Below are 5426 nucleotides of genomic sequence, written 5' to 3' on the forward strand. Positions count from 1 at the left end.
AGAAAGGCTGCTGTAGAATGCGCGGCCTCGGTTGAGACGAAAGACTTGATCGAAACGCTCTTTAACAACTGAATCAAGCAATTCGTGTGGGTGCTTGTGAAGTAAGACTGATAGTCAACTGATTATCAGCAACACAAGTAACTCTTCGTGAATTCAAAGAGTTTATTTGCGATTGCTGAGCCAAGTTTAGGGTTTTCTCAAAACCCAAGCAGTATTGAACTGAAGAGTTTGATCATGGCTCAGATTGAACGCTGGCGGCAGGCCTAACACATGCAAGTCGAGCGGCAGCGGGTCCTTCGGGATGCCGGCGAGCGGCGGACGGGTGAGTAATGCCTAGGAATCTGCCTGGTAGTGGGGGATAACTCGGGGAAACTCGAGCTAATACCGCATACGTCCTACGGGAGAAAGCGGGGGATCTTCGGACCTCGCGCTATCAGATGAGCCTAGGTCGGATTAGCTAGTTGGTGGGGTAATGGCTCACCAAGGCGACGATCCGTAACTGGTCTGAGAGGATGATCAGTCACACTGGAACTGAGACACGGTCCAGACTCCTACGGGAGGCAGCAGTGGGGAATATTGGACAATGGGCGAAAGCCTGATCCAGCCATGCCGCGTGTGTGAAGAAGGTCTTCGGATTGTAAAGCACTTTAAGTTGGGAGGAAGGGCAGTAAGTTAATACCTTGCTGTTTTGACGTTACCGACAGAATAAGCACCGGCTAACTTCGTGCCAGCAGCCGCGGTAATACGAAGGGTGCAAGCGTTAATCGGAATTACTGGGCGTAAAGCGCGCGTAGGTGGTTCAGCAAGTTGGAGGTGAAATCCCCGGGCTCAACCTGGGAACTGCCTCCAAAACTACTGAGCTAGAGTACGGTAGAGGGTGGTGGAATTTCCTGTGTAGCGGTGAAATGCGTAGATATAGGAAGGAACACCAGTGGCGAAGGCGACCACCTGGACTGATACTGACACTGAGGTGCGAAAGCGTGGGGAGCAAACAGGATTAGATACCCTGGTAGTCCACGCCGTAAACGATGTCGACTAGCCGTTGGGATCCTTGAGATCTTAGTGGCGCAGCTAACGCGATAAGTCGACCGCCTGGGGAGTACGGCCGCAAGGTTAAAACTCAAATGAATTGACGGGGGCCCGCACAAGCGGTGGAGCATGTGGTTTAATTCGAAGCAACGCGAAGAACCTTACCTGGCCTTGACATGCTGAGAACTTTCCAGAGATGGATTGGTGCCTTCGGGAACTCAGACACAGGTGCTGCATGGCTGTCGTCAGCTCGTGTCGTGAGATGTTGGGTTAAGTCCCGTAACGAGCGCAACCCTTGTCCTTAGTTACCAGCACGTAATGGTGGGCACTCTAAGGAGACTGCCGGTGACAAACCGGAGGAAGGTGGGGATGACGTCAAGTCATCATGGCCCTTACGGCCAGGGCTACACACGTGCTACAATGGTCGGTACAAAGGGTTGCCAAGCCGCGAGGTGGAGCTAATCCCATAAAACCGATCGTAGTCCGGATCGCAGTCTGCAACTCGACTGCGTGAAGTCGGAATCGCTAGTAATCGTGAATCAGAATGTCACGGTGAATACGTTCCCGGGCCTTGTACACACCGCCCGTCACACCATGGGAGTGGGTTGCTCCAGAAGTAGCTAGTCTAACCGCAAGGGGGACGGTTACCACGGAGTGATTCATGACTGGGGTGAAGTCGTAACAAGGTAGCCGTAGGGGAACCTGCGGCTGGATCACCTCCTTAATCGAAGACTTCAGCTTCTTCATAAGTTCCCACACGAATTGCTTGATTCAATTGCGAAGGCGATTGGGTCTGTAGCTCAGTTGGTTAGAGCGCACCCCTGATAAGGGTGAGGTCGGCAGTTCGAATCTGCCCAGACCCACCAATTGTCGCGGGGTCGGTTGACCGGTTGACATTGGGGCCATAGCTCAGCTGGGAGAGCGCCTGCTTTGCACGCAGGAGGTCAGGAGTTCGATCCTCCTTGGCTCCACCACTCTCGGCGAGTTAGACCTGAAGAGCTCAGAATTGAATATCCGTAGTTGGATATTGAATTCTGGACTTTGTTTCAGAATCGTTCTTTAAAAATTTGGGTATGTGATAGAAGTAGACTGATTAATCTCTTTCACTGGTGATTAATCAAGTCAAGGTAAAATTTGCGAGTTCAAGCGCGAATTTTCGGCGAATGTCGTCTTCACGTTCGAGGCTTATAACCAGATTGCTTGGGGTTATATGGTCAAGTGAAGAAGCGCATACGGTGGATGCCTTGGCAGTCAGAGGCGATGAAAGACGTGGTAGCCTGCGAAAAGCTTCGGGGAGTCGGCAAACAGACTGTGATCCGGAGATATCTGAATGGGGGAACCCACCTAGGATAACCTAGGTATCTTGTACTGAATCCATAGGTGCAAGAGGCGAACCAGGGGAACTGAAACATCTAAGTACCCTGAGGAAAAGAAATCAACCGAGATTCCCTTAGTAGTGGCGAGCGAACGGGGATTAGCCCTTAAGCTTCTTGGATTTTAGCGGAACGCTCTGGAAAGTGCGGCCATAGTGGGTGATAGCCCCGTACGCGAAAGGGTCCAGGAAGTGAAATCGAGTAGGACGGAGCACGAGAAACTTTGTCTGAATATGGGGGGACCATCCTCCAAGGCTAAATACTACTGACTGACCGATAGTGAACCAGTACCGTGAGGGAAAGGCGAAAAGAACCCCGGAGAGGGGAGTGAAATAGAACCTGAAACCGTATGCGTACAAGCAGTGGGAGCCTACTTGTTAGGTGACTGCGTACCTTTTGTATAATGGGTCAGCGACTTATTTTCAGTGGCGAGCTTAACCGAATAGGGGAGGCGTAGCGAAAGCGAGTCTTAATAGGGCGTTTAGTCGCTGGGAATAGACCCGAAACCGGGCGATCTATCCATGGGCAGGTTGAAGGTTAGGTAACACTGACTGGAGGACCGAACCGACTACCGTTGAAAAGTTAGCGGATGACCTGTGGATCGGAGTGAAAGGCTAATCAAGCTCGGAGATAGCTGGTTCTCCTCGAAAGCTATTTAGGTAGCGCCTCACGTATCACTCCAGGGGGTAGAGCACTGTTTCGGCTAGGGGGTCATCCCGACTTACCAAACCGATGCAAACTCCGAATACCTGGAAGTGTCAGCGTGGGAGACACACGGCGGGTGCTAACGTCCGTCGTGAAAAGGGAAACAACCCAGACCGTCAGCTAAGGTCCCAAAGTTATGGTTAAGTGGGAAACGATGTGGGAAGGCTTAGACAGCTAGGAGGTTGGCTTAGAAGCAGCCACCCTTTAAAGAAAGCGTAATAGCTCACTAGTCGAGTCGGCCTGCGCGGAAGATGTAACGGGGCTCAAACCATACACCGAAGCTACGGGTTCGTCGCAAGACGAGCGGTAGAGGAGCGTTCTGTAAGCCTGTGAAGGTGAGTTGAGAAGCTTGCTGGAGGTATCAGAAGTGCGAATGCTGACATGAGTAACGACAATGGGTGTGAAAAACACCCACGCCGAAAGACCAAGGGTTCCTGCGCAACGTTAATCGACGCAGGGTGAGTCGGTCCCTAAGGCGAGGCAGAAATGCGTAGTCGATGGGAAACGGGTTAATATTCCCGTACTTCTAGTTACTGCGATGGAGGGACGGAGAAGGCTAGGCCAGCTTGGCGTTGGTTGTCCAAGTTTAAGGTGGTAGGCCGAACACTTAGGCAAATCCGGGTGTTCAAGGCCGAGAGCTGATGACGAGTGTTCTTTTAGGACACGAAGTGGTTGATGCCATGCTTCCAGGAAAAGCTTCTAAGCTTCAGGTAACTAGGAACCGTACCCCAAACCGACACAGGTGGTTGGGTAGAGAATACCAAGGCGCTTGAGAGAACTCGGGTGAAGGAACTAGGCAAAATGGCACCGTAACTTCGGGAGAAGGTGCGCCGGTGAGGGTGAAGCATTTACTGCGTAAGCCCATGCCGGTCGAAGATACCAGGCCGCTGCGACTGTTTATTAAAAACACAGCACTCTGCAAACACGAAAGTGGACGTATAGGGTGTGACGCCTGCCCGGTGCCGGAAGGTTAATTGATGGGGTTAGCGCAAGCGAAGCTCTTGATCGAAGCCCCGGTAAACGGCGGCCGTAACTATAACGGTCCTAAGGTAGCGAAATTCCTTGTCGGGTAAGTTCCGACCTGCACGAATGGCGTAACGATGGCGGCGCTGTCTCCACCCGAGACTCAGTGAAATTGAAATCGCTGTGAAGATGCAGTGTATCCGCGGCTAGACGGAAAGACCCCGTGAACCTTTACTGTAGCTTTGCACTGGACTTTGAGCCTGCTTGTGTAGGATAGGTGGGAGGCTTTGAAGCGAGGACGCCAGTTCTCGTGGAGCCATCCTTGAAATACCACCCTGGCATGCTTGAGGTTCTAACTCTGGTCCGTCATCCGGATCGAGGACAGTGTATGGTGGGCAGTTTGACTGGGGCGGTCTCCTCCTAAAGAGTAACGGAGGAGTACGAAGGTGCGCTCAGACCGGTCGGAAATCGGTCGTAGAGTATAAAGGCAAAAGCGCGCTTGACTGCGAGACAGACACGTCGAGCAGGTACGAAAGTAGGTCTTAGTGATCCGGTGGTTCTGTATGGAAGGGCCATCGCTCAACGGATAAAAGGTACTCCGGGGATAACAGGCTGATACCGCCCAAGAGTTCATATCGACGGCGGTGTTTGGCACCTCGATGTCGGCTCATCACATCCTGGGGCTGAAGCCGGTCCCAAGGGTATGGCTGTTCGCCATTTAAAGTGGTACGCGAGCTGGGTTTAGAACGTCGTGAGACAGTTCGGTCCCTATCTGCCGTGGACGTTTGAGATTTGAGAGGGGCTGCTCCTAGTACGAGAGGACCGGAGTGGACGAACCTCTGGTGTTCCGGTTGTCACGCCAGTGGCATTGCCGGGTAGCTATGTTCGGAAGAGATAACCGCTGAAAGCATCTAAGCGGGAAACTTGCCTCAAGATGAGATCTCACTGGGATCTTGAATCCCCTGAAGGGCCGTCGAAGACTACGACGTTGATAGGTGGGGTGTGTAAGCGCTGTGAGGCGTTGAGCTAACCCATACTAATTGCCCGTGAGGCTTGACCATATAACACCCAAACAATCTGCGGATTGTGGGTGCGGATGGTGAAGTCGACAGACCGAAAATTGGCCTGAACTTGCAAACCAGACTGTCACATACCTGATTCGGGGTCGCGCCAGCGGCGAGGCCCCCACCGAATTGCTTGACGATCATAGAGCGTTGGAACCACCTGATCCCATCCCGAACTCAGTAGTGAAACGACGCATCGCCGATGGTAGTGTGGAGCTTCTCCATGTGAGAGTAGGTCATCGTCAAGCTCCTATCCCAAACCCCCGATACGCCCAGGCGTGTCGGGGGTTTG

At 52.6% G+C, this 5426-nt stretch carries 2 tRNA genes and 3 rRNA genes; all 5 read left to right on the forward strand.

Annotation, left to right across the window (positions count from 1 at the left end):
- Nucleotides 1–216 precede the first annotated feature (216 nt).
- Nucleotides 217–1753: ribosomal RNA gene (locus J7302_RS26065) — 16S ribosomal RNA — on the forward strand.
- Between the two features lie 65 nt (nt 1754–1818).
- Nucleotides 1819–1895 (forward strand) — tRNA-Ile (locus tag J7302_RS26070).
- Nucleotides 1896–1927: 32 nt separating this feature from the next.
- A tRNA-Ala gene (locus tag J7302_RS26075) sits at nt 1928–2003 on the forward strand.
- A 238-nt stretch (nt 2004–2241) separates the two neighbouring features.
- Nucleotides 2242–5131, forward strand: a 23S ribosomal RNA gene (locus J7302_RS26080).
- A 135-nt stretch (nt 5132–5266) separates the two neighbouring features.
- Nucleotides 5267–5382, forward strand: a 5S ribosomal RNA gene (rrf, locus tag J7302_RS26085).
- The 16S, 23S and 5S rRNA genes sit together here with 2 tRNA genes alongside, the layout of an rRNA operon.
- The last annotated feature ends 44 nt before the right edge of the window (nt 5383–5426 follow it).

This window comes from Metapseudomonas boanensis, assembly GCF_018704125.1.
Classification (GTDB): domain Bacteria; phylum Pseudomonadota; class Gammaproteobacteria; order Pseudomonadales; family Pseudomonadaceae; genus Metapseudomonas; species Metapseudomonas boanensis.